The sequence below is a fragment of the Burkholderia singularis genome, assembly GCF_900176645.1.
Taxonomy (GTDB): Bacteria; Pseudomonadota; Gammaproteobacteria; order Burkholderiales; family Burkholderiaceae; genus Burkholderia; species Burkholderia singularis.
Map to the genome: position 1 here is coordinate 15941 of NZ_FXAN01000061.1, position 21658 is coordinate 37598.

Genomic DNA, 21658 nt, shown 5'->3' on the forward strand with positions numbered 1-21658 from the left:
CGCCGGCACCGCCCGCGTGCCGCCGGCAGGTATCGCATGACGCTCAAACCGCGCGCAAGGCCCCAGCAATCGCCCGCCGACGGCGGCGACGCGCCCGCGACGCTCGACGCATGCCGCCGCTGCACGCTGTGGGAACGCGCGACACAGCCGGTGCCCGGCGCGGGGCCGGCCGACGCGCGGATCATGCTGATCGGCGAGCAGCCGGGCGACCAGGAAGATCGCACGGGCGTACCGTTCGTCGGCGCGGCCGGCCGCATGCTCGCTCGCGCGCTGGACGAAGCCGGCATCGACCGCGCGCGCGTCTATCTGACCAATGCGGTCAAGCACTTCAAATGGGAGCCGCGCGGCAAGCGGCGGCTGCACAAAACGCCCGCGCAACACGAGGTGGCCGCGTGCCGCTACTGGCTCGAGCGTGAACTCGATGCGCTTGCGCCTCGCGTGATCGTCGCGCTCGGCGCGACCGCGCTGCGCGCGGTACTGCGCGACAACGACGCGACGCTGGAGCGCACGCCGATACCGGTGCAAACCGGCGAGGGCTATCTGGTCGTCGCGACCTATCACCCGTCGTATGTGCTGCGCACGCGCGGCGCCGATTCGCGCGAGCGCGCCTACCGCGTGCTCGTCGACGCGCTGCGCACCGCGGCGCGCCTGGCGCTAAGCCATGGCGGCGCGCGGCGCGCCCGCGGAGACGCCGAATGAGCGAACTGCGCGGCAACGTGCCGCAACCGGCGGCAACCGCGCCGAGCGCCACGAAACCGTGGTACAAGCGGCTCGGTCCCGGCCTGCTCGCCGGCGCATCGGACGCGGACCCCAGCAACGTTGCCGTCTATGCGCAGGCCGGCAGCCAGTTCGGTTTTCACATGCTGTGGATGATCGTCGTCACGCTGCCGATGATGGTGGCCGTGCAACTCGCGTCTGCGTTCATCGGGCGTGCCAACCGCGAAGGGCTCGTCGCAGCGATCCGCGAGCACTACTCCGAGCGGCTGGCCAAATGCCTGATCGCGATGGTGGCGGTCGTCAACGTCGTGAACGTCGGCGCCGATCTGGCCGCGATGGGCGACGCGACGGCGCTCGTCGTCGGCGGCCGCAGCTACTGGTATGCGCCCGTCTACGGGATCGCGTCGCTCGCGCTGCAGGTGCTGCTGCCTTACGATCGCTACGCGCGCTGGCTGAAATGGATGACGCTCGGGCTGAGCGCCTACGTGCTCGAACTCGCGTTCGTGCATATCGACTGGCGCAGCCTGCTGCAGGCGATCGTGCTGCCGCATATCGCGTTCACGCATGCGTATGCGACAACCGCGGTCGCGGTGCTCGGCACGACGCTCAGCCCTTACCTGTTCGTATGGCAGGCGGCGCTGGAAGTCGAGGAAATCTCGGCCGAGCGGCGCAACGGCGATGCCGTCCGCGCGCCCGGCGCGCGCCGCGAGACCGGGCGGCGCATCACGTTCGACACGTGGACCGGGATGGTCGTGACCAACGCGGTGTCGTTCTGCATCATGGCGATCGGCGCTGCGGTGTTCTTCACGCACGGCAAGCACGACATCGGCTCGACCGCCCAGGCCGCCGAGGCGCTACGGCCGATTGCCGGCAACGCGGCGTTCGTGGTGTTCGCGCTCGGCATCGTCGGTTGCGGGCTGCTCGCGGTTCCCGCGTTCGCGGGCAGCGCCGCATACGGCTGCGCGGAGGCGTGGCGCTGGCGCGAAGGGTTGAACGAACCGGTACGCCGCGCGCCGGCGTTCTATGCGGTACTGACGTTGTGCGTCGTCGCTGGCATCGCGATCTGCTTCAGCCCGCTCAATCCGATCAAGGCGCTGTATTGGAGCGCCGTGCTCAACGGCATCGCGGCGGTGCCGATGCTCGTGCTCGTGATGCTGCTCGCGCAGCGGCGCGATGTGACCGGGCAGCCGGGCAGCGGCCCCGCATCGAAGGTGTTCGGATGGTGTGCGGTCGTGCTGATGGCAGCATCGGTGATCACGATGATCGTCGATATGCTGACCTGAGCCCGCGTATGACAAGCCGCGTATGACGCCGCCGGTGCGCCGGGAACCATCGAACGGGGCAATCGGGCCTGACCATGGCGCCATGGCACCGTGAGACCGCGAAAAGACAAGAGCGCAAGAACGCGGGAAGGACCCGAATACCATGCGCCGAGCAGCAAGCAGCAAGCGCAACGCCGCGAAAGCGCGCAAATCCGAAAGCGGCCAACCGGGCGTTCGCGTGTGCGGCGCCGCCCGGCTGCCGCGCCGGTTACATCATCTTGCCGCGCGAGCGTTCCGCGCGCGCCGCGTCGGCCGCCGATTCGACCTTCTTCACTTCCTCGGGCGGCGGCAACACGGCCTTGAAGCCCATCGATTCGATCCACATCTCGCGCGCCCAGCCGCGGGTGTGATACAGGTGATGATCCTCGTCCGCTTCCACTTCGTCGTGCGCAGCCTTCAGCACCTTCGCCGCGTCGCTGTCGGGCAGCTGGTTCGCCGCATAGCCGATCAGCTCCCAGTTCAGATGGTCCTTGGTTTCGGCGAGCACCACGCACTCGGCCGCGACCACCTGCGCGACGCCCGGATCGGCGTGCTTCTTCGCGTGCTCGATCACTTCGACCAGCGATTCGCCGGTCATCGCCACCGCGCTGCGCCCTGGCGACTGCGCATCCGGATCGAGGCCGAGCTTTTCGAAAACGCCGCGCAGCACCTGCTGATGATGCAAGGTTTCGCGGTGATACTTTTCCCATTCGTTGTGCAGATCCTCGTCGGTCGCGCACTGGAGTGCGGCCTCGTAGACCTTCGCGCCGCCAAGCTCGGTCTCGTAAGCTTGGCAGAGCAGTTCGACGATGCCTTCGTGCTTCGATTGGCGTTGGGCCATGGCTGCTTCTCCGAAAAAGCGGGCCGCGTATGCGGCCCAGGGGTTGAACCGGGCGCGCGTCACGGCGCGCCCACCTTGCGCTGAAGCGCTTGCGCCATGCTCAGGTGATGCTCGAGCGTCGGCAGCATGGATGTCGCGAATGCGCGCAATGGCGCGCGCCGGCCGTTGCGCGCCTCGCCTTCGAACAGCGCGATCGCCTTGCGATGCGCGCCGGGGCCGGCCGCCGCGAGATAGGCGACGTCGAAGTCGCGCCCCGCTTTGCCGCGCAGCGCGTCGACGTCCGGGTCCGAGATCTGTTCGGCCTGCGGTTTCATGCGTTGGCGCGCCGCAATCTCGTTGAGCCTGGCGTTCGCTTTGCCGTGATCGGCGAGCATGCGCTTGGCGAACGCGCGCACGTCGGCCGACTGCGCCTGCTTCAGCGCAAGCTGGCTCGCCTGCACCTCGGCCTTGTCGGCGATCGCGGCCTGGGACGAATTGCGCGTCGTCGTGCACCGCCTGCGCGGCGTCCGAACCGCCGGCTGCGACGCCCGGCGACGATTTGCCCAGGCCGCCCGGCACCTGCGAATTCGACGCGGGCGGCTCGCTCGGCATCTGCGCGCGGGCGGCGCCCGCTGCGCTCAGCACCGTTGCGGCCAGCGCCGCGAGTGTCCAGTGGCGTTGTTTCATGCGCGTTCTCCTTGCTTGGGTCAATAGCCGCCATCGCTGTCCAATGGCTGTCCCCTGACCGTCAACCGCCGACGATCGAGCCGCCGTTCGGATGCAATGTCTGCCCCGTCATGTAGCTCGCGCCTTCGGAGGCGAGCAGCACGTAACAGCCGATCAGCTCGTCCGGCTGCCCCGGCCGCTTGAGCGGCACGTTCGAGCCGAATTCCGACACCTGCTCGGCGGTGAAGGCCGACGGGATCAGCGGCGTCCAGATCGGGCCCGGCGCCACCGCGTTTACGCGGATGTCGCGCTCGGCCAGCTCGGTCGACAGCGAGCGCGTGAACGCAACGATCGCGCCCTTCGTCGCCGAGTAGTCGGGCAGCTTCGGGTTGCCGTGATACGCCGTCACCGACGCGGTGTTGACGATGCGCGCGCCCGCCTTCATGTGCGCGAGCGCCGCCTGCGTGCAGAAGAACATGCCGTACACGTTGGTGCGGAACGTCCGTTCGAGCTGCGCTTCGGTCACGTCTTCGATGCGCGGCTGCGGATGCTGTTCGCCCGCGTTGTTCACGAGCACGTCCAAACCGCCCAGCCGTTCGACCGTGCGCGCGACGGCGTCGCGCACCTGCTGGCGATCGCCGATGTCGCATGCGATCGCCTCGCACCGCCGCCCGGCCTGCTCGATCAGCTTTTTCGTGTGCGCGGCATCGTCCGATTCGTTCAGATAGAGGATCGCGACGTCCGCGCCTTCCTTCGCGAAACCGATCGCGACCGCGCGGCCGATCCCGCTGTCTCCGCCCGTCACGAGCGCGACCTTGCCGGCAAGCTTGCCGCTGCCGGTGTAGTCGGCCGCTTCGTCATGCGGCTTCGAATGCATGTCCCGCTCGGCGCCCGGCTGATGCGTCTGCTTTTGGGGCGGCAGGGTTTTTGCCGTGGTCATGGGGTTCCTCCTTGAACGGAACAGGTGGGAAAACTGCGTCGAATGCACTGTCGCAAACGGCGTGCCGCGCGCGTCGCCCCGAGCGGCGCCCGGTTGCGGGGGCTGCCGCGCGACGCGTGCGCCCGCGCCGCGCTCAACGCGGGCCGCGCTGGCCGCGCGTCGTGGCGCCGCCGGGCCGGCGCACCGGGTCGAAGTCGCGCCATTCGCCGTCCTGCCACTCGCCTTCGACACACTCGATCGACAGCGCGCCGCTCGCGCGCAGCACGTCCTCCGCGGCCGCGGCCGTGGCCGGCGTCACGCGCGCGGCGAGGATCACGCCGGTTTCGCTCCTCTCAAGCATGCCCTTGCCTTCGGAGCGCTCGCCGCGCATCCGGCCGAGCGCGCCGCCGAACGCGCCGAGATACGCACCGGCGAGCGCACCGGCGGCCGGCACGAACCAGTAGCGCAGACCGAGCGCATAGACGCTCATCCCGGCGATGACGCCGATCAGCAGCCCGCGCAGCGCGCCGAGCACCGCGCCGCGCCCGCCGGGCTTGGCCGCCGTGTCGGCGTACACGTCGCCGCCGATCGGAAAGCGCGCATGCTGGCCGCCGGGGTTCAGGAAAAAGATCGACACGTCCTGCGGGCCGAATGCGCGCTCGTAAAGGTGGCGCGCCCCGCCTTCGGCCTCGTCGAACGTCGTGAAACGGCCTGTGACGATCATCGCCATGCTCATGCTCATGCTCCTCGTGACGGTCGTGCGCCGCGCGCGGCACGGCGCACGCGGCCGTCACATCAGCCGCCCGAGTTCCTTCGATACCGACGCCGGCGTGGCGTATTCGCGATCGGGAATCTGCTCGAGCATCTCCAGCACGTCGCGATCCGCGTGCGAGCGCCGCGCGCACTGCACGACGTCCGCCTTGCTCGCCGGATAGTCCATTCCCTTGAGCGCCTTCTGCACGTCGACGGGGCTCGGCGGCTTGCCGTGCCCGGTCTGGTGGCCGCCCTTGTCGTGGTCCTGCTGCGTGCGCTCGCCTTCGTGCGCGCGCGCGTGGCTGTGTTCGTGGCCAGTATGTTGTCGCGATGTCATGGAATCCTCCTTCGGAAATAAACGGAAAACAGGCGCGCGCGGGCGCCGTTACGTCGGCGCGCGCCGCGAACGTGCGCGCGCCGCGACCATCAGCGCCGCCGCGCCCAACGCGAGCGCGCCCGCGATCTTCGGCCGCTGCACCACCGCGTTGTACGCGCAGCCGCGCAGCACCGGCCCGTCCATCCCTTCGCGCTCGTGCAGCGCGCGGCGCGATTCGTACAGCGCGTTGTCGTCGCGCGGGCGGGCCGGCCGCTGCGTGCGCTGCCCGCGCGAAAACAGCGCGGCCGCGACGCGATCGAACAGGTGCGGCGCGTGATAGGCGCTCGCCGACGTGAATTTCGCGGCGCCGCCGACGAACAGTGTGCGCCGCGCATGCGCGGCCGCGTACAGGATCGCGTCGGCCACGAGCGCCGGGTCGTAGACCGGCGGCGGCAGTTTCGCTTCGACGTTCATGTAGTTCTTCGCGTGCATCACGAACATCGTGTCTATCGCGGCCGGCTTGATCAGCGTGACGGACACCGGCAGACGGTCGGCCTCCAGCTCGAGCCGCAGCGAATCGGTGAAGCCTTTCACCGCGTGCTTCGATGCCACATAGGCGCTTTGCAGCGGCAGGGGCGCGTCGGACGCCTCGCTGCCCATGTTGATGATCGCGCCGCCGCGCAAATTGCTGTCGCGCCGGAAATGGTCCGATGCGACGAGCGAGCCGTGCACGACGCCCCAGAAATTGGTTTCGAACAGCCGGCGTTGATCCTCGAGCGGCACCGCCGCCGCCGGGCCGAAGATCGACACGCCTGCGTTGTTGACCCACGTATCGAAGCCGCCGTAGGTCTGCAACGCCTGGGCGGCCGCGCGCTGCACGTCATCGAGATTGCCGACGTCGCCGGCCACCGGCACCGCGACGCCGCCGTGCTGGCGGATTTCGTCGCACAGCGCGTTCAGCGCGTCGCCGTTGCGCGCGAACAGCACCAGCTTCGCGCCGCGCCGGGCAGCCTTGCGCGCGGTCACGAGGCCGATGCCGCTGGTGGCGCCGGTGATCACGATCGTCTGCTCGCCGACCGGTTTGAGCATGCACTTCATCACTGAACTCCTTTGGCTGCGCCGAGGTTATTTGGGCCGGATGGTCAACTGGTCGCGCACGTCCTGTACGCCGTCGATCTTCCTGACGATGTCGACCGCCTGCGTGCGCTGCTGCTCGTGCGGCACGCTGCCCGTCAGCGTCACGACGCCGTGGCGCGTCTTCACATGGATATCGCCGGCCGACAGGTCGCTCGCGCCGGCCAGTTCGGCCTTCGCCTTGGCCGTGATGGCGGTGTCGCGGATCGCGGCGCCGGCCGTCGAACCGGACGCCGATGATGCCGCCGCCGCGTCGTTGCCGGCGGCGAGCACGTTCGGCGCGGCTGCCGTGCACACCGCCGCCGCGGCGAGCGCGAGCGCCATGCCGGCGCGCGCGGCGCGCGGACGGCGAAATCGTGGAAAGCGCGGGAAGCGGGCTTGCAGCGGAAATACCTTCATCGTGACCTCCTTTCGTGTGTCGATTCGAAGCCGGCATGGCCGGCGGTGTCATCCGCTCGGCGCAAGCCGCGTGCCGCGCGCGGTGCGCGGCACCAGCGTCGCGCGGCGCGATAAGACGCCCTTTCATCCAACGCGTTGTAAATTTTTCGGCGCATCGGCACGCCGTTTTCCCCGCCGCGCGCCAGGCATGCGAATTGCCGACGACACCCGTAACGGGGCCCATCGGCGCGGCCCCGACATCGGGAGCGACACCATGCAAAGAATCGCGTTGATCAGTGAACATGCGTCGCCGCTGGGGGTGATCGGCGGCGTCGACGCAGGCGGCCAGAACATCTATGTCGCGAACGTCGCGAAGCAGTTGGCCGAGCGCGGCCTCGACGTCGACGTCTACACGCGTTGCGACAACGCGCACCTGCCCGAAGTCGTGCAGATCGGCCCGCGCATGCGCGTGATCCACGTTCCGGCCGGCCCGCCCGCCGATGTGCCGAAGGAACGGCTGCTGCCGTATATGGGCGCATTCGCGGACTACATGATCGCGCGGATGCGGCGCGAGCCCGATCCGGTCGACGTGATGCACGCGAATTTCTTCATGTCCGGCGAGGCCGGGCTGCGGGTGAAGAAACGCGTGGGCATTCCGCTCGTCATGACGTTCCATGCGCTCGGCCGCGTGCGCCGGCTGCACCAGGGCGCGGCCGACGGCTTTCCGGACGAACGCTTCGCGATCGAGGACACGCTCGCGCGCCGCTGCGACCGGCTGATCGCCGAATGCCCGCAGGACGCGCTCGATCTGACGACGCACTACCGGGCCGACGCCGCGCGCATCGACATCGTGCCGTGCGGGTTCGACGCGCGCGAATTCCGGCCGGTGCCGCGCGCCGGCGCGCGTGCGCGGCTCGGCTGGCCCCAGGATGCGTTCATCGTGCTGCAGCTCGGCCGCCTCGTGCCGCGCAAGGGAATCGACAACGTGATCGACGCGCTCGCGCGGATGCCGCGCGAGCCGCGGCGGCCGGCGCGGCTCTATATCGTCGGCGGCAGCCAGGCCACGCCCGAGCCGTCACGCGATCCGGAACTCGCGCGGCTCGCCGCGCGCGCTGGCGAGGCGGGCGTCGCGGATCGCGTGAGCTTCGTCGGCCGGCGCGAGCGCGACGTGCTGCATCTGTACTACAGCGCGGCCGACGTGTTCGTGACCACGCCGTGGTACGAGCCGTTCGGCATCACGCCGGTCGAGGCGATGGCGTGCGCGACGGCGGTGATCGGCAGCGACGTCGGCGGCATCCGCACGACGGTCGACCACGGCGTGACCGGCTACCTGGTGCCGCCGGCTCGTGCAACTGCGCGCGCAGCCTGGGCTGTGCGAAGCGCTCGGCCGCGCGGGCTACCTGCGCGCGCACCGCTTCTACACGTGGCGCGGCGTCGCCGATCGCCTCGTCGCCATTTATCGCGACGTCGCGCACCCGCAGCGCGGCGGCGCCGCGGCCGGCACGGGACGGCGCACGCCTGTCGCGCTCACGCATGACGTGCTCGCCCACCGCAAGGAGAATGCATGATGAGGGGCTACGATCGCAAACGAGTGCTCGTCACCGGCGGCGCCGGGTTTCTGGGTTCGCATCTGTGCGAGCGCCTCGTGAGTTCCGGCCACGACGTGCTGTGCGCCGACAATTTCTACACGGGCACGAAGGACAACATCGCGCATTTGCTCGATGCGCCGAATTTCGAGCTGATGCGGCACGACGTGACGTTTCCGATGTACGTCGAGGTCGACGAGATTTACAACCTCGCGTGCCCCGCGTCGCCGCTGCACTACCAGCGCAACCCGGTGCAGACGACCAAGACCAGCGTGCACGGCGCGATCAATCTGCTCGGCCTGGCCAAGCGCGTGAACGCGCGCATCCTGCAGGCGTCGACGAGCGAGGTATACGGCAACCCGGACGTTCATCCGCAGGACGAGCGCTACTGCGGGCGAGTGAACCCGATCGGCGTGCGCGCCTGCTACGACGAAGGCAAGCGCTGCGCGGAAACGCTGTTCATGGACTATCACCGCCAGTACGGCGTCGATGTGCGGATTGCACGGATTTTCAATACGTATGGGCCGCGCATGCATCCGGCCGACGGCCGCGTCGTATCGAACTTCATCACGCAGGCGCTCGTCGGCGAGCCGCTGACCGTGTACGGCGACGGCAAGCAGACGCGCTCGTTCTGCTATGTCGACGACATGGTCGACGCGCTGATCCGGCTGATGGACGAGCCGGGCGATGCGTGCGAGCCGGTGAATCTCGGCAGCGACGACGAAATCGCGATGATCGACGTCGCGCGCGAAGTGGTGCGAATCGTCGGCGCGGCGGTCGCCATCGAGTTCCGGCCGCTGCCGAGCGACGATCCGCGTCAGCGCCGGCCCGATCTCGAAGCCGCGCGCCGGCGCCTCGGCTGGCGCGCGTCGACGCCGCTCGCCAGCGGCCTCGCGCATACCGCGCGCTATTTCATCCATCGGCAGGCGCAGCATCATGCGCCGGGCGATCTGGTGCGCAGCACGCAGATCGCATCGCACATGCTCGCGCAAATCGGCGCGCCGAACCGGACGAAGGCGGCGACATGACGCGACGGCCGCGCAGTATGCGCCCCGGTGCGCCGGCGGAACGAGAGGCCGGTCATCGGCGCGCGCTCATGCCGCACGCGCGGCGCGGGCCGGCCGGCACGCAACGCGAACCGGCAATGCCGGCAGGCGGTGCGCTGCTGGCATTGCCGGTTCGCCCGCCCATCGAAAGGACCTTCACGACATGACCGATTCGACACGCCGGCTCATCTCCTCCCCTCATCGGGATCAACCCGGAACAGACTGGCGGCTCGAATGCACAGGCACATCCGCGTAACGCCCGCGCGCGTCGCGCTGCCGCCCGGCGAGCCGCGCATGACCGCGATCGTGCTGACTTACCGGCGCACGGCGGAACTCGCGCGCACGCTATCGCGGCTTGCCGAGCTGCCCGATCGCCCGGCGATCGTCGTGGTCGACAACGCATCGGACCACGGCACCGCCGCACTCGTGCGCAGCCGCTTTCCGCATGTGGTGCTGGTGCATGCGCCAGCCAATCTCGGGGCGGCTGGACGCAATCTCGGCGCGGCACTCGCGCGCACGCGTCACATTGCGTTCTGCGACGACGACACCTGGTGGGCGCCCGGCTCGCTGACCGAAGCCGCGAACCTGCTCGATGCGTATCCGCAGGTCTCGGCCGTCACCGCACGCGTGCTGGTCGGCCCGGAGCGCCGAGAAGATCCCACCTGCCGGCTGATGGCCGACAGTCCGCTCGATGCGAGCATCGCGCTGCCTGGCCGCCCGATTCTGGGACTGCTGGCCGGCGCGAGCGCATTCCGGCGCGATGCGTTCGTGAACGCGGGCGGCTACCACCCCCGCTATTTTCTCGGCGGCGAGGAAGCGCTGCTCGCGCTCGACCTGTGCCGCACGGGCGCGTGGCTGGTGTATGCGCCGCATCTGACCGTTCATCATTACCCGTCGGCGCAGCGCGACATGCGCACGCGCGCGAGCGTGTCCGCCCGCAACGCGCTGTGGACCGCGTGGCTCAGATGGCCGGCCGGTGCCGCGCTTGCGCATACGGCGCGCATGCTGCCGCATCTATGGCGCGAGCACGGCGTCGCCGATGCGCTTGCCGGGCTGCCGTGGATTTTGCGCGAGCGGCACGTGATTCCGCCTCATGTCGAGCGCATGCGCCGCCGGCTCGACGACGACGTGCGACGCCGCGCACACACGCCACCGCACGCCTAAATGCGGCCGGCGCGGCAGCGTCGCGCACGGCGTATGGCGTATCAAACATCGGCTCTTCGCGCGAGGTTCCCGGTTCGGTCGCACCCGTCGTGCAAACCAGTTGCCGGCAACCTTCAGACCGGCTGTCTGAGCCCTTCGGCCGCCTGTGCATTCACGTCGCCGCATTGCGTGCATGCCGAGTATCCGCCGCTGCTCCGCCGCCGGTGGCGGCGGCACGCGAACAGCGGGCGAATCGGCGGCCGGAGGCCATTCAGCGCGTTGCCCCGATACGCATCGGCGCATCACGCAAGCATGCGCAGCCGCTTACGTGACGTGACTTCCGTGCTGCGCGAGCAGCTCGCCCGCCCGTTGCATCACGTCGTCGACGCCGATCGCCGTCGCGCACTCGTGCCCATATGGGCACGCGTCGAACATGCACGGCCGGCAGGCCGGATAGTTCGCGAGCACGCGATGGCGTTCGGCGTCGAGCGGCGCCCAGCGGCCCGTGTCGCTGCCGCATGCGACGACGATGCTCGGCGTGCCGAGCGCCGCCGCGACGTGCGATACGCCCGTGTCGTTGCACAGCAGCAGCCGCGCGCGGCCGATCAGCGCGGCGAGCGCGCCGAGCGGCGTGCGAGCGCACAGGTTCACGCACGGCCTTCCGAGACGCTCGGCCAGCGCGTCGGCCAGCGCGAGTTCGGCGCGCGTGCCGGTCAGCACGATCTGCCAGCCGTCATCCGCAAGCTGCCGGGCGACGCTCGCGAAGCGTTCCAGCGGCCAGCGTCGCGACGCCATCCGCGCGCCCGGATGGACGATCACGTAGCGGCCCGGATCGAGCGCGTGCTCGTCGCAGAGCACGTGCCACAACGCATAGTCGAGGCCGCCGAGCGGGAATTCGAGGTAATCGCCCCAGTCCGGATAACCGAGCTTGCGCATCAACGTCAGATAGCGCGTGACCTCGGGCTCGCCGTCGCGCCACGGCAGCGTGCAATCGAGCGCGGCCGTGCCGCCGCCGGACGGCACGAAACCGGCCGTGCGCGCCGCGCCGAGCGACGCGACGATCGCGTTGGTCTGCGCGCCGCTGCCGTGCAGCTGGATCGCGAGATCGAAGTTGCGCGCGCGGCACTCGGCGACGAACGCCTCGCGCGCGGCCGCGTCGGCTTCGGGCTGCTCGGCGAGGCCCGGCGCACCGGGAAACGTGATGAAGTGGTCGATGTAGCCGGAAAAACGCGAAACGAATTCGCGCGCCCACGGCAGCCCGATCAGCGTGATGCGCGCATCCGGCTCGCCGCGCCGCAGCGCGCGCAACGCGGGCACCGCGCACAGCATGTCGCCGAGTTGCAGCGCGCGGAACACCGCGATGCGCAGCGGTCCGGATGAGGACGAGACGGAATCGATTGTCATAGGAACAGGACCCGGAAATGGAGCGCGCCGCGCGCGCGCCAGTACAGCGACACCGGCGGAATCGCGATCGACGTGACGATCATCTCGGCGATATGCGACGGCGTAAGCCGCGTGCCGCGCAGGCGCGTCACGCAGAACGCGGCCGTGATCGCCGCCCAGACGGCCGCGCATGCGAAGCCCGGCAAGTGCCATGCGGACGTGAAACATACGATCGCGCCAAGCGCGGCGAGCACCGCCGCGTAGTAATGCCATGGCGGCGCCGGCCGAATGTGGCGCCGATAGGTCACGCGATGCTTCTTGTACAGCAGCGCGTCGAAATAGACCTTCGACTGCTGGCCGATGCTCGCTCCCCAGCGGGCGGCGCGCACCGGATGCACGATCCGCGCATTGCCGGCCTCGACGATCGGCCCGGCATACTCGCGCAGCGCGAACATCAGGTCGGCATCCTCGCGCCACGCGCGCGTGAAGCGCTCGTCGAAGCCGCCGACGCGCTCGAGCGCCGCGCGCCGCACGAAGCAGTTCGCGGTGGCGAACTCCGCGTGCGCGAGGCCCGCCGCGTCGCGTTCATAGTCGGTCGGACGCGCGCGCAACGGCACGTCGATGCGCCCGGCCGCAGCCGCCGCGGCCGGTTCGGCCGCGAGCGCCGCCGTGCCGTGCTCAAGCCAGGCCGGATCGGGGATCGTGTCGTCGTCGGTGAAGGCGATCAGCGCGCCGCGCGCACTGCGCCAGCCGACGTTGCGCGCACCGGCCGGCCCCCGCGTAGCGGGCGCGCTCAGGTAGCGGATCGCCGGCGCGCCGGCCGCGCGCGCGCAATGGGCGCGACAGGCATCGACCACGGCTCTCGCGCTGCCGGCACGATCGTCGTCGACGACGACGATCTCATACGCCGCGGGATCGAACGCCTGCGCGCACAGCGCGCTGAGGCAGCGCGCGAGCAGATCGGGCCGCCGATAGGTCGGCACGACCACCGACACCCTCGGCGGCCATTGCGTGTCGCGCATATTCATCTCGGTTTCTCCAGCAGAAACGAACCGATCACGAGCGCATCGAGCGGCGACGTCCAGAAGCATTCGAGCGCATCGCGCGGCGAACAGACGATCGGCTCGCCGCGCGTGTTGAACGACGTATTGACGAGCACCGGCACGCCGGTCAGCGCGTCGAACTCGGACAGCAGCGCGTGCAGCAGCGGATGCTGGTTTTCGTTCACCGTCTGCACGCGTGCGGTGCCGTCGATATGGCGCACCGCCGGAATCGCCGCTTCGGCGCCCGGCGCGACGTCATACACGAACAGCATGAACGGCGCGCGCAGCGGCGTGCGCCGGCCGCCGACAAACCAGTGATGCGCGCGGCTTTCGAGCACGACCGGCGCGACCGGCCGGAAGTCCTCGCGATCCTTGATCCTGTTGAGCTTGCGCTGCATGTCCGGATCGGTCGGCGATGCGAGGATCGAGCGCGCGCCGAGCGCGCGCGGCCCGAACTCCATGCGGCCCTGGAACCAGCCGATCACGCGGTTCGCCGCGAGCAGCGCCGCCGTTTGCGCGGCGACGTCGTCGAGCCGCCGGTACGGCAGCTGCGCTTCGTTCAGAAACGCCTCGATCGCATCGTCGCTGTACGACGGCCCCAGATACGCGTGATCCATCCGCCAGCCGCCGCGCGCGCCGCGGACCTGGAAGTCGGTCCACAGCGCCGCGCCGAGCGCGGTGCCCGCGTCGCCCGCCGCCGGTTGCACCCATACGTCGTCGAACGGGCCGCGATCGCGGATCTTCGCGTTCATCACACAATTCAGCGCGACGCCGCCCGCCATCGCGAGCCGCTGCTCGCCGCTTTGCTCGGCCAGCCAGCCGGCCGCCTGCAGCGCCGTCTCCTCGAGCACGAGTTGCAGCGCGTGCGCGATGTCGCAATGACGCGGCTCGACCGGGCCGCCGCGTTCGCGCGGCGCGCCGAACAGCGCGCTCAGATCGCCGTCGACGATTTCGTAGCGCCCTTCGCCGCGATAGCGGACCAGCTTGCGCATGTCGTCGGCGAACACCGGCTTGCCATACGACGCGAGCGCCATCACCTTGTACTCGTCGGACGAATGCAGAAAGCCGAGGTAGCGCGTCACGCGCTCGTACAGCAGACCGAGCGAATGCGGCAGATTGACCTGGCCGAGCCGCCGGTACGAACGGCCGTCGAACACGCCGTAGCTCGTCGTCGCGCGTTCGCCGCGCCCGTCCATCGTCATCACCGCGCAACGCTCGAACGGCGCCGCGAGAAACGCGCTTGCCTCGTGCGCGAGATGATGCTCGACGAAATGCCAGCGGAACGGCCCGTCGTGCGTGACGCCGCGAAAGCGGCGCTGCAGATGGTGCGGCGCGCCGCCCGCAAGCTGGCGCGGCGCATTCACGATCGATGCAACGAACAGCGGATGCCACGGCGACGCGCCGTCCGCGCGCGGCGCATGCGCGGACGGCGCGAGCGGCAGCGTCAGCGCGGGCTCGTCGCGGTGACGGCCGAGTTCGAGCCACGGATCATACGAATACGCGACGTGGTCGACGTCCGCGAGCGCGATGCCCGCTTCGGCAAGGCAATAGTCGATCGCGTGATACGGCAATTCCCACGTCGAGAACGGCACCGGCCGTTTCGCGTGCTTGACGTGCGTGAAGCGTTCGTCCTCGGCCGCCGCGATCACGATGCCGTCGCGCACGACGCACGCGGCGCTGTCGTGGAACGCGGCATTGATGCCGAGCGTATGGATCGGTTCGGGCATGCGTCAGCTCCTCGTGATGACGGGCGTAAAGGCCGGCTTGCTCGACGCGCTTGCCGCGAGCGGCTCGCCGCCGTGCGCCGCGGCCCGCGCGGCCGCACGTTGCGCATGATGCGCGCGGCCGCCCAGCAGCGCATGCATGGCGTGGACGACGTCGTCCACGCTCACGCCGAGCAGGCACGGATGGCCCGGCTGGTTGCACACGCTGCGATAGCAATTGCGGCACGGCACGTCGGCATTCAGCGCGCGATGCGGCACGCGCCACGGCGTATGCTGCGGGTTGGTCAGCGCATAGAGATCGACGACCGGCGTGCCGAGCGCGGCCGCGAGATGGACGGGGCCGCTGTTGTTCGACAGCAGCAGCTCGGCCGTCTCGATCAGCACGCCCAGTTCGCCGAGCGACAGCACGCCAGCGAGCGGCAGCGCGCGCGGCCCCACGCGCTCGCATACCGTGTCCACCAGCGCACGCTCGCTGACGCTGCCCGTCACGGCAATGCCGTCGAACCGCGATGCGAGACGTGCGGCCGCGTCGCCGAAGCGTTCGGCCGGCCAGCGCCGCGACGCCGCGCTCGCGCCCGGATGCACGACCAGCCAGCGCGCGCGCGCCGGGTCCGGGCGGCCTGGGCTTCCCGCACGCTGCAATGCCCCACGCAGGCGCGCGTGCAGCGCGCGCCGCGCCGCGTCGCCGGGCTCGAACGTCATCCGCCAGTCGGACGTATTCGCGCCGACCGAGCGCACCAGTGCGAGCTGGCGCGCGACCTCGTGGCGCACCCGCGCGTGCGGCTCGGTCTCCGGCACGCGGTCGCTCAACAGTTGATACGGATTCTCGCGGCAATGCGCGAGCCGCAGCGGAATGCCCGCGAGCCAGCACATCATCGCGGCCGGCAGCGGGCTCTGACTGTATACGGTGAAGATCACGGCCGCGTCGAAACGGCCCGCCTGCAGCTTGTCGATCATGCCGCGATCGGCGGCCGGATCGCCGCACGCATTCTGATGCTTGACCCACGGCGCATCGTATGTCCAGACGTCGTCGACCATCGGCAAATGATCCGCGAGCGCGGCGCCGGTGCGCGAGGTCAGCAGCGTGAGCGCGCGTCCGGCGCCGCTTTCCTTCAGCGCGCGCATCGCGGGCGTCGTCATCAGCACGTCGCCGAGATTGTCGAGCCGCACGCACAGAATGCGCCGCGCACGCTCCCACGCGGCGCTCATTGCCGCCTCCACGAACCTTGGCGGCGCGCGGCCTCGCGCACGACGATATCGGCCGCGAGATCGAGACGGCAGGCCACGTAATGGGGCGTGCGCCCGGCGTCGAGCCGCCATTCGGTTTCATTGCCGCAGTCGACGAGTATCGTGTTGCAGTGCGCGGCACGGCCGGCTTCGACGTCGTCGAGGATGTCGCCGATCATCCAACTCCATTCGGCGCGCGCGCCGAGTGTCGCGAGCGCGCGGCGCAGCATGCCGGGGCGCGGCTTGCGGCACATACAATCGCACGTATAGCGCGGCACGCTGCCCGCCGGATGATGCGGACAGTAAAAAAAATCCGCCAGCGTCGCACCGTTTGCTTCGAACAATTCGGCCAAACGCTGGCGGACCGCGCCAAGCTCATTTTCGGTAAAGCGGCCGAGCGCGACGCCCGGCTGGTTCGACACCACCGCAAGCGGCATGCCGGTCGCGCCAAGCGTGCGCAGCGCGCGCGCCGCGCCCGGCGCGACGCGCATGCGCGCGGGATCGACGTTGTACGGCACGTTCTCGAGCAGCGTGCCGTCCTTGTCGAGCAGCACCGCGCCGGAGCACCGGCCTTCGCGGATCACGGCCATGACGTCTCCTTCACCGGCAGCACCATCAGTTCGGGCACGACGGTGCCCGGCGACTGCGTCAGCACGAAGCGCACGGCCGCCGCGACGTGCTGCGGCGGCTGCAGCGTGTCCTCGTCGATGTCCGGGAAGCGCTCGAGCAGGAACGGCGTGCGCATCCCGCCCGCGACGATTGCCGACACGCACACGCCGGCCGGGCGCAACTCCGCGTGCAGCGCATGCGACAGCCCCAGCAACCCCCACTTCGTCGCGTGATACGCGGATGCATTCGGCCATGCGCGCTTCGATGCAGTCGACGCGATATTGACGATGTGGCCGCCGCCGCGCGCCTTCATGATTGGCACAGCCGCGTGGCACATCAGGTACGGGCCGAACAGGTTCGTCATCATCACCTGCCGCCACGCGTCGGTGCCGATGCCGTCGATCGGCGCGGTCACGTCGATCGCCGCGTTGTTGACGATCACGTCGAGGCTGCCGAGCGCTTCGCGCGCTTCGCTCACGAGCTGCGATACCGACACCTCGTCGCGCACGTCGAGTGGCCGTCCGAGCGCCCGGCCGCCGTGCCGCTCGAGACGTTGCGCGAGCGCGGCTGCGCTCGCGCCATCCAAATCGGCAACGACCACGTGCGCGCCGTGCTGCGCGAGATCCTCGCAGATGGCCTCGCCAAGGCCGCGGCCGCCGCCCGTCACGAGCGCGGTGCGGCCGGCGAGCGGCGTGCGGGCTGGATCGTGAGTCGCGTTCACATGCACCTCCTGTCAGCGTCCAAAGAATCGTGGCGCGAACACTTGTCCCGACAAGTGTTCGTGTACCAGGTGCAGCGAAAAACGTGCCCGTGCGCGTGGGGCCATACGGCCTCGGGCCGCCGAGGGCCCGCCGCGCGCGAGCGCTGGCATTTCTATAATCGGCTGTAAAAACGGCGCCGCCGCTCGCGCTCAGATCGCAAGCCCGTCCGGCGTGGCCTGCGCGCGGTGCTTGGCGAGCGCGCGCAGGCAATGCGCGAGGCAGCCGGCGAACGCCTCGTCGAACCAAGGCTGCGCGCCCGATACACCGACCACGATCCCGTGCTGCGCGACCGCGCCCCACAGGTTCGTGTCGCCGGCGCGCAGCCGGTACGGCTCGAGCGCTTGCACGACGTGGCCGTCGCGGCCGGTTTCCCACGACAGCCGCGCCTTCGCGCGCGCGTAGGCGCGGTAATCGGCGTCCCAGTCCTTCGGGTCGGGCAGCGAGAATTCATACAGGATTGCGTCCTCGAACGACGCGTCGCGCGGCCCAAGCGCGGGGTCCATGATCACGATGTGCAGACAGCCGCTGTCGCCGACGAAATCGCTCTGCAACGCGGCCGACAGCGTCGGCAGCAACAGTTCGACGGCCGCGACCGCCGCCTGGCGATCGGCGAATGCGCTACCGCGTCGATCGGCGTTCGGCAGCTTCGCCGCGTTCGGCACGTTGGGCATCGTCGGGTTCGGAAGATTCGGCATGGATGGCTCCGGAGGAAAACGCGAGCGCGCGCAGCGCCGCGATCAGATCGGCCGCTACCGCGGGCTTGGTCAGATAAGCGTGAAAACCCGCTTCGACTGCTCGGGTGCGGTCGCTATCGCGCGCATGGCCGGACAGCGCAAGCGCTTCCAACGGCGCGCGGCCTTCGCGGGGGCGATCGGCGTCGAGTTGGCGCACGCGGCGCAGCACGGTGTAGCCGTCCTCTTCTTCGCCGCCGAAATCGATGTCGCACACGAGCAGCGCCGGCCAGTGCGCGCGGCGCGTGTGCCGCAGCTCGTCGAGCAGCGCCTGCCCGGACGGGAACGCGCGCACGTGCGCGCCGGCGCTCTGCAATAGCGCGGTGAGCGCTTCGCGCGCGTCGTCGTGATCGTCGACACACGCGATGCGCAAGCCGCCGAGCGGTTTCGCGTCCTGGGCGGCGGGCTCCGACTCCAGCGAAGCCGGCGCCACGGTGCACATCGGCAACGACAGATGCAGTGTCACGCCCGTATCGTCACGTTCGCGCACGACGTAGCCGCCCGCGTCGTCGATCGCGCCTTGCAGCCGTTCGAGATCGACCAGCGGCAGCTCCGGCGCATCGACGCCCGCCAGCACGATCGTGATCCGCGCGTCGGGGTCGTGCCGCGCGGTGTGGACTTCGATCTGCCCGCCGCTGCTCACGTCAATCCCGCCGCGGCACAACTCCCAAACGAAACGGCGCAGCCCGGCCGGATCGGCCTTCACGGCGAGATCCTCGTCGGACAGGTGGCGAAACACCGGCACGCCGCGCTGGGCGGCCGCATCGGCCAGGCTGTCGAGCACCTGCGCGACGAGCGGATTGATCCGCACCGGCTGCCGCGCGAACTTTGCCTCGGTGCGCTCCAGCTCGCGCTGCTTCGCCTGCAGCGCCCACATCTGCGCATACACGCCGCCGCTCGCGAGAAGCGCGTCGTGCGTGCCCTGCTCGACGAGCCTGCCGTGCTCCATCACGAGAATCCGGTCCGCATCGACGATCGTCGACAGCCGATGCGCGATGATGAGGCTCGTGCGATGCCGCGCGACGCGCATCAGCTCTTGCTGGATCGCGCGCTCCGCGCGCGTGTCGAGCGCCGACGTCGCTTCGTCGAACACGACGATCGGCGGCGCCTTCAGCAGCGCGCGCGCGATCGCGACGCGCTGCCGCTCGCCTCCCGACAGCCGCACGCCGCGTTCGCCGACGCGCGTATCGTAGGCATCGGGCAGCCGCTCGATGAACGCGTCGAGCTGCGCGCCGCGCGCGGCCGCGATCACTTCGGCGCGCGTCGCGTCGCGCTTGCCGTATCCGATGTTGTAAGCCAGCGTGTCGTTGAACAGGATCGTGTCCTGCGGCACGATGCCGAGCGCGTCGCGCAGGCTGCGCGCGGTGACGCGCCGCAGATCCTGGCCGTCGATGCGGATCGTGCCCGCATCGGGCTGGTAGAGCCGGAACAGCAGCCGCGCGAGCGTCGATTTCCCCGAGCCGCTGCCGCCGACCACCGCGACCGACTGCCCCGGCTCGATGCGAAACGACACGTCCCACAAAATCTGCCGGCTCGGCTCATAGCCGAAGTCCACGTGTTCGAACTCGATCGCGCCGCCGCGCACGACGAGCGGCTGCGCGCCCGGCGCGTCGCCGTCCTCGCCCGGCTTGCCGCGCGCGTCGAGCAGCCCGAACAGCCGCTCGATGTTGGTCATCGCGTCGTTCGCCTCGCGAAACACGAAGCCGAGCGCATTCAGCGGCAAGCTGATCTGGATGACGTAGGCGTTGATCAGCACGAGATCGCCAAGCGTCATCGTGCCGCGAGCGACATGCTGGCCGGCGAGCAGCATCACCGCCGCGATGCCCGCGCCGATGCACGCGCTCTGTCCGATATGCAGCGCCGACAACGCGTACTGGTTGTCGACGCCCGCCTCGCGCCATGCGTCGAGCACGCGCTCGAGGCGGCCGCGCTCGACGTCCTCGCGCGCGAAATATTTCACCGTATCGACGTTGAGCAGGCTGTCGACCACGCGCGTGTTCAATTCGGCCTCGAGCGCATTCACGCGGCGCTGATAGCGCATGCGCCGCCGCGTAAACACGATCGTATACGCGGCGTACACGCCGAACGTCGCGAAGATGATGCCGGTGAAGCCGCCGCCGTACTTGCCGATCACGATCACCAGCACCGAGCCGATCTCGATCGCGGTCGGCACGACCGTAAACACCGCAACGCCGAGCAGGTAGCCGATGCCGGCCGTGCCCTTCTCGAGATCGCGCACGACCGCGCCGGTCTCGCGCTGCGAATGAAAGCGCGCGCCAAGCCGGTGCAGGTGCCCGAACGTGCGGACGGTAAACGCGGCGACCGTGTGCTGCGTCACCTGCACGAACGTCATGTCGCGCACTTCGTTCAGCGCGTTCCCGGCAAAGCGCACGAGCGCATACGCGAACAACAACAGCACGGGCAGCGTGACCTGCTGGCCGGCCGCGCGGCCGAACCCGTCGACGATATCCTTCAGCAGCAGCGGCACCGCGACGGCGGCCGCCTTCGCGAGCACGAGCAGCGCGATCGCCGCCAGCACGCGCATGCGGTAATGCCAGATCGCGCGCCATAGCTCGGCCGCGATGCGCAGCCGCAGGCCGCGTCCGGCGGGCTGGCCCCGGCTGCCGCGCGGCGCGGGCGGCGTGCCGTCCGTGCCGGCTGTCACGCGCGCCATTCGGGCCCTTCTGACGAATCGTGCGGACCGCCGGGCCGCCCGGCAGATCGTCGTGGCATCGTGTCCCTCCTTGAAACGCGCCCGCGTGAACCGCGCCTGGGCCGTGCAGCCCCCGGCCACGTTGGCGCGCGCCTCAGGCTCGGCGTTGCAAATCGCGCGCCGCCATCGGCGCCGCCGTAGCCGGGCGCGGCCCGCGCAGGCCATCCTGCGCCGCCCGCCCGGCGCCTGTCGCGACGCATGCCTTCGCCGTGCCTACCTATCTGCAACGCCATTGCAGTTTTTGCGGCAACGTCAGCCCGGTGACGCCACACCACCGCTATACGCGGCCAGTGCCCGGCGTCCCGGGTTTCTTCGGCGAGCCGGGCTCGCTCAGCCGTTCGGTGCGATCCGGCGCGATATCCGCGCCGTCGTCGAACGTCGCGTCGCCGTCCGCCGATGCGCGCTCGCCGGTGCCCGCGCGATCCGTATCGGTATCGAGCGACGCGTCGCCGCGCTCGAGCGGATGGCCGTCGAACGGCGAATCGACGTCGAACGCATGACGCCGCGCGCCGGCCGTGTCGCTGCCGCTGTCGGACGAGTCGCTCGGCCCCAGCGCGCGTCCGTCGCGGCCGCGCCGCGCGTTGTCGTCGTCGGGGTCGGCCGGTTCGTTGTCGGGGTTCAGGGTGCTGTTCATCGCAATCTCCTCATCTGGCGGCGGGCCGCAGCCGGCGCATTCGTGCGCGGTGTG

Annotated in this window: 19 protein-coding genes and 2 pseudogenes; 5 read left to right on the plus strand and 16 right to left on the minus strand. The window is 70.1% G+C overall.

What is annotated here, in order from left to right:
* The first annotated feature begins 36 nt into the window (after window positions 1-36).
* Both BSIN_RS13065 and BSIN_RS13070 read left to right on the plus strand, forming a co-directional pair.
* A complete protein-coding gene (locus BSIN_RS13065; RefSeq protein WP_089340909.1) occupies window positions 37-699 on the plus strand; it encodes a UdgX family uracil-DNA binding protein in 663 nt (220 codons plus the stop codon).
* Window positions 696-2000, plus strand: a complete 1305-nt coding sequence (locus BSIN_RS13070; RefSeq protein WP_089340827.1) for an NRAMP family divalent metal transporter — start codon at window positions 696-698, stop codon at window positions 1998-2000. The genes BSIN_RS13065 and BSIN_RS13070 overlap by 4 nt, the downstream gene beginning before the upstream one ends.
* 247 nt (window positions 2001-2247) lie before the next feature.
* Here the strand turns inward: BSIN_RS13070 and BSIN_RS13075 are convergent, their stop codons facing one another.
* The 7 genes and pseudogenes from BSIN_RS13075 to BSIN_RS13105 all read right to left on the minus strand — a co-directional run bounded on the left by BSIN_RS13075 (window position 2248) and on the right by BSIN_RS13105 (window position 7025).
* On the minus strand, window positions 2248-2859 hold the full coding sequence (locus BSIN_RS13075; protein WP_089340828.1) for a hypothetical protein: 612 nt from the start codon (window positions 2857-2859) through the stop codon (window positions 2248-2250).
* 59 nt (window positions 2860-2918) lie between these two features.
* A pseudogene (locus BSIN_RS13080) lies at window positions 2919-3525 on the minus strand (DUF4142 domain-containing protein).
* 61 nt (window positions 3526-3586) lie between these two features.
* Window positions 3587-4444 (minus strand): SDR family oxidoreductase, encoded by an 858-nt coding sequence (locus BSIN_RS13085; protein WP_089340829.1) that lies wholly within the window; start codon window positions 4442-4444, stop codon window positions 3587-3589.
* Window positions 4445-4577: 133 nt separating this feature from the next.
* Window positions 4578-5153, minus strand: coding sequence for a hypothetical protein (locus BSIN_RS13090; RefSeq protein ID WP_089340830.1), 576 nt, complete (start codon window positions 5151-5153; stop codon window positions 4578-4580).
* 60 nt (window positions 5154-5213) lie between these two features.
* Window positions 5214-5513, minus strand: coding sequence for a DUF2795 domain-containing protein (locus BSIN_RS13095; RefSeq protein WP_059519718.1), 300 nt, complete (start codon window positions 5511-5513; stop codon window positions 5214-5216).
* A 48-nt stretch (window positions 5514-5561) separates the two neighbouring features.
* The gene (locus tag BSIN_RS13100; RefSeq protein WP_089340831.1) at window positions 5562-6590 is read right to left on the minus strand and encodes an SDR family oxidoreductase; all 1029 of its coding nucleotides are present in this window, start codon (window positions 6588-6590) and stop codon (window positions 5562-5564) included.
* A 27-nt stretch (window positions 6591-6617) separates the two neighbouring features.
* Window positions 6618-7025 carry a BON domain-containing protein gene (locus BSIN_RS13105; RefSeq protein WP_089340832.1) on the minus strand — a complete coding sequence of 136 codons (408 nt, stop codon included), beginning with the start codon at window positions 7023-7025 and terminating at the stop codon, window positions 6618-6620.
* A gap of 253 nt (window positions 7026-7278) precedes the next feature.
* Between BSIN_RS13105 and BSIN_RS13110 the strand changes: the two are divergent.
* From BSIN_RS13110 to BSIN_RS13125, 3 genes and pseudogenes are all read left to right on the plus strand, one after another.
* Window positions 7279-8572 (plus strand): annotated as a pseudogene (locus tag BSIN_RS13110) (glycosyltransferase family 4 protein).
* Window positions 8572-9618 (plus strand): UDP-glucuronic acid decarboxylase family protein, encoded by a 1047-nt coding sequence (locus tag BSIN_RS13115; RefSeq protein WP_089340910.1) that lies wholly within the window; start codon window positions 8572-8574, stop codon window positions 9616-9618. Before BSIN_RS13110 ends, BSIN_RS13115 begins: the two are co-directional and overlap by 1 nt.
* A gap of 252 nt (window positions 9619-9870) precedes the next feature.
* Window positions 9871-10800 (plus strand): glycosyltransferase family 2 protein, encoded by a 930-nt coding sequence (locus tag BSIN_RS13125; protein WP_089340834.1) that lies wholly within the window; start codon window positions 9871-9873, stop codon window positions 10798-10800.
* Window positions 10801-11103: 303 nt separating this feature from the next.
* Here BSIN_RS13125 and BSIN_RS13130 read toward each other — a convergent pair whose 3' ends face one another.
* From BSIN_RS13130 to BSIN_RS13170, 9 genes are all read right to left on the minus strand, one after another.
* Entirely contained in the window at window positions 11104-12183 is a 1080-nt protein-coding gene (locus BSIN_RS13130) for a glycosyltransferase family 9 protein (RefSeq protein ID WP_089340835.1), read from the minus strand.
* Window positions 12180-13190: a glycosyltransferase family 2 protein gene (locus tag BSIN_RS13135; protein WP_089340836.1), complete on the minus strand. Its 1011-nt coding sequence runs from the start codon at window positions 13188-13190 to the stop codon at window positions 12180-12182. Before BSIN_RS13135 ends, BSIN_RS13130 begins: the two co-directional genes overlap by 4 nt.
* Window positions 13187-14932, minus strand: a complete 1746-nt coding sequence (locus BSIN_RS13140; protein ID WP_089340837.1) for a carbamoyltransferase family protein — start codon at window positions 14930-14932, stop codon at window positions 13187-13189. The genes BSIN_RS13135 and BSIN_RS13140 overlap by 4 nt, the downstream gene beginning before the upstream one ends.
* A 3-nt stretch (window positions 14933-14935) precedes the next feature.
* Entirely contained in the window at window positions 14936-16138 is a 1203-nt protein-coding gene (locus tag BSIN_RS13145) for a glycosyltransferase family 9 protein (RefSeq protein ID WP_089340838.1), read from the minus strand.
* Window positions 16135-16746 (minus strand): D-glycero-alpha-D-manno-heptose-1,7-bisphosphate 7-phosphatase, encoded by a 612-nt coding sequence (locus BSIN_RS13150; protein WP_089340839.1) that lies wholly within the window; start codon window positions 16744-16746, stop codon window positions 16135-16137. The genes BSIN_RS13145 and BSIN_RS13150 overlap by 4 nt, the downstream gene beginning before the upstream one ends.
* Complete coding sequence (locus BSIN_RS13155) at window positions 16737-17486, minus strand: SDR family oxidoreductase (protein WP_089340911.1); 750 nt, start codon at window positions 17484-17486, stop codon at window positions 16737-16739. Before BSIN_RS13155 ends, BSIN_RS13150 begins: the two co-directional genes overlap by 10 nt.
* A 189-nt stretch (window positions 17487-17675) precedes the next feature.
* Window positions 17676-18197, minus strand: a complete 522-nt coding sequence (locus tag BSIN_RS13160; RefSeq protein ID WP_369828185.1) for a hypothetical protein — start codon at window positions 18195-18197, stop codon at window positions 17676-17678.
* The gene (locus BSIN_RS13165; RefSeq protein WP_369828184.1) at window positions 18145-20922 is read right to left on the minus strand and encodes an ATP-binding cassette domain-containing protein; all 2778 of its coding nucleotides are present in this window, start codon (window positions 20920-20922) and stop codon (window positions 18145-18147) included. The genes BSIN_RS13160 and BSIN_RS13165 overlap by 53 nt, the downstream gene beginning before the upstream one ends.
* Window positions 20923-21247: 325 nt before the next feature.
* Window positions 21248-21604 (minus strand): chemotaxis protein, encoded by a 357-nt coding sequence (locus BSIN_RS13170; protein ID WP_089340912.1) that lies wholly within the window; start codon window positions 21602-21604, stop codon window positions 21248-21250.
* Between the last annotated feature and the right edge of the window lie 54 nt (window positions 21605-21658).

Coding starts and splice junctions, on each gene's coding strand:
- BSIN_RS13100 (WP_089340831.1), bottom strand. CDS start 6,590: ATGAAGTGCATGCTCAAACCGGTCGGCGAGCAGACGATCGTGATCACC.
- BSIN_RS13075 (WP_089340828.1), bottom strand. CDS start 2,859: ATGGCCCAACGCCAATCGAAGCACGAAGGCATCGTCGAACTGCTCTGC.
- BSIN_RS13170 (WP_089340912.1), bottom strand. CDS start 21,604: ATGAACAGCACCCTGAACCCCGACAACGAACCGGCCGACCCCGACGAC.
- BSIN_RS13085 (WP_089340829.1), bottom strand. CDS start 4,444: ATGACCACGGCAAAAACCCTGCCGCCCCAAAAGCAGACGCATCAGCCG.
- BSIN_RS13070 (WP_089340827.1), top strand. CDS start 696: ATGAGCGAACTGCGCGGCAACGTGCCGCAACCGGCGGCAACCGCGCCG.
- BSIN_RS13105 (WP_089340832.1), bottom strand. CDS start 7,025: ATGAAGGTATTTCCGCTGCAAGCCCGCTTCCCGCGCTTTCCACGATTT.
- BSIN_RS13115 (WP_089340910.1), top strand. CDS start 8,572: ATGAGGGGCTACGATCGCAAACGAGTGCTCGTCACCGGCGGCGCCGGG.
- BSIN_RS13090 (WP_089340830.1), bottom strand. CDS start 5,153: ATGGCGATGATCGTCACAGGCCGTTTCACGACGTTCGACGAGGCCGAA.
- BSIN_RS13125 (WP_089340834.1), top strand. CDS start 9,871: ATGCACAGGCACATCCGCGTAACGCCCGCGCGCGTCGCGCTGCCGCCC.
- BSIN_RS13150 (WP_089340839.1), bottom strand. CDS start 16,746: ATGGCCGTGATCCGCGAAGGCCGGTGCTCCGGCGCGGTGCTGCTCGAC.
- BSIN_RS13095 (WP_059519718.1), bottom strand. CDS start 5,513: ATGACATCGCGACAACATACTGGCCACGAACACAGCCACGCGCGCGCG.
- BSIN_RS13160 (WP_369828185.1), bottom strand. CDS start 18,197: ATGCCCAACGTGCCGAACGCGGCGAAGCTGCCGAACGCCGATCGACGC.
- BSIN_RS13135 (WP_089340836.1), bottom strand. CDS start 13,190: ATGAATATGCGCGACACGCAATGGCCGCCGAGGGTGTCGGTGGTCGTG.
- BSIN_RS13145 (WP_089340838.1), bottom strand. CDS start 16,138: ATGAGCGCCGCGTGGGAGCGTGCGCGGCGCATTCTGTGCGTGCGGCTC.
- BSIN_RS13130 (WP_089340835.1), bottom strand. CDS start 12,183: ATGACAATCGATTCCGTCTCGTCCTCATCCGGACCGCTGCGCATCGCG.
- BSIN_RS13065 (WP_089340909.1), top strand. CDS start 37: ATGACGCTCAAACCGCGCGCAAGGCCCCAGCAATCGCCCGCCGACGGC.
- BSIN_RS13140 (WP_089340837.1), bottom strand. CDS start 14,932: ATGCCCGAACCGATCCATACGCTCGGCATCAATGCCGCGTTCCACGAC.